At 66.0% G+C, this 1,982-nt stretch carries 2 protein-coding genes; both read left to right on the forward strand.

Annotated features, from left to right (window positions below):
- Positions 1 to 384: 384 nt before the first annotated feature.
- On the forward strand, positions 385 to 750 hold the full coding sequence (locus AB0M52_RS33520; protein ID WP_363961861.1) for a hypothetical protein: 366 nt from the start codon (positions 385 to 387) through the stop codon (positions 748 to 750).
- A gap of 546 nt (positions 751 to 1,296) precedes the next feature.
- A complete protein-coding gene (locus AB0M52_RS33525) occupies positions 1,297 to 1,794 on the forward strand; it encodes a DinB family protein (RefSeq protein ID WP_363961863.1) in 498 nt (165 codons plus the stop codon).
- Positions 1,795 to 1,982 lie beyond the last annotated feature (188 nt).

Below are 1,982 nucleotides of genomic sequence, written 5' to 3' on the forward strand. Positions count from 1 at the left end.
AAGCTGCCCAAGCGACGCCTGTCCCGCCAGACACTGGTCGCCGTGCGCACCGACCGTGGCTGGCGGTTCACCGCACTGCACAACGGGCGGGTGCGTCCAGTGCAGATTCCGGCCCCGGATTCGCTGCCCTCTCGCATGGCTCAGGCCATGGGCCACGCAGCCCGCAGACTCGGTGTGGGCCGAGCCACTGCCAGAACCTAACCGTCTCGGCCGACCGTCGCCTCTACCATGATGTCCTCATTTGCCGCCGGTCGTGCGCGCGCCGGTGCTGGCACCTCCGTCACCTTCGGTAGCCGCCGACCTCGGGCGTGGACAGCTGCGAGGACGCCCGGACGTGCCGACGACAGTGCGCTGGCAGAAGTTCGCAGGCGATAAGATCGTTTGGTGCTGGTGCGATGCGTCAAGATCATCGACGCTTTTGGTGATCCGGTCGATGCATACCCCGGCATGACGATCGGGAGGTCCTATCCAGTTCTCGAGATCTCTTACTGGGTGGACGCTTACTACGTGCGGGTTGTCGATGACGACGGAACCGACTCCATCTGGAGCCCCGAGATGTTCGAGACCGTGGACGGGCACATCCCTCGCTGTTGGTCGGTGGCCTTGGACAATGACGGGTCACTTCGGCTCGCTCCGAAGGCTTGGCTTCGGCAGGGCTTCTGGACGGACCAGCTTTCAGATGAGCCCAACGCCGTCGCGGAGTACGAAAAAGGCCGAACCTCCATACTCGCGGAGCTGATGACCGAATGACGCCTCCCGGGCGGACGTGGCGCCAAGTCCACCGAGGCCTTGTCTGCACGGACTTGCCGCAGACGGTGCGTGCCCGGCACGCTGACGGTCGCGCCGTGTCAGGCCCTGTCCGGAACCGGCGGGACCTGGCATCGGCGGCGAAACTCCTCGAGCCACTGCTCCACCTGCTCGTCGTCGTGTAGGAATCTGCCGTCTAGGTCTGCCAGGTCGATTCCGTGGAGACGTTCGAGCGCCCACTCGGTCACCTCGTCAGCGACCAGGCGATCGGCTGGAGTTCCGTGCCATTGAGTGGCCCACCGGTCTGCTTCGTCACGGGTGCGCGTGCCAGCCAGCACGGCGGTGAACCACTCATCGATCTCTTCCCGCCTGGGCGGAAGCTGCCGGCCAACCATTCTCATAGCCTGCCGTACATCTCCGACCGACGCACGGATCTGCCGCCGAGCGGGTGTCAGGGGCCGCACCTGCGAGACCCACAAGTCAGCCGACCACTCGTGCCGCTGTCCGCTATGTAGTTGCTCCTGGGCGATGGTCTGGAATGCTTCGCCCATGCCTTCCTACCCCCATACCTTCGCCGACCAGGTCGTCGCACAGCCAGCCCGTACCCAGTTCGAGGCGTTCCTCGACGAGCACCGCGGCGCGCTCAATGGCTGCCTGGACGGACTGACAGAAGAACAGGTGCGCCGATCGTTGGTGGCCTCCCGGACCACGCTGCTGGGCCTTGTGAAGCACGCGACTTTCGTCGAGAAGGTCTGGTTTGACGAAGCCGTCACGTGCCGGTCACGCGCTGAAATCGGCATCCCTGCCACGTCAGACGACTCGTTCAACCTCGATGACGACGACACGATCGCCACCGTCCAGCGCGCACACCGCGAAGCCTGCGAAGCATCACGCCATGCGACGTCATCCCTGGGTCTGGACGACATCCTTCACGGACACCGGCGGGGCCCCCTTCCGCTGCGGTGGGTGTATCTCCACGTGCTGCGCGAGCTCGCCCAGCACTGTGGGCACGCAGACATTCTTCGAGAGCAGCTCATCAACGAGTAGGGCCCGGACGTCCGCACTATGCCGCCGTGCGGGCACCGCACGAAGGAGGCTCGGTCGCCCCGTGAGCAGCGGCGGCGGGCTGGCGGCAGGAGGAGCACTCGCGGGATTCGCTGCGCAAGGCGGCGGTGGAGGCGGTACAGGCCGGCATCGGCGGGATCATGCTGTTCGGGGTGCCGGCGTCGCGCGAC

This window comes from Micromonospora sp. NPDC051296, from assembly GCF_040682255.1.
Taxonomy (GTDB): Bacteria; Actinomycetota; Actinomycetes; order Mycobacteriales; family Micromonosporaceae; genus Micromonospora; species Micromonospora craterilacus.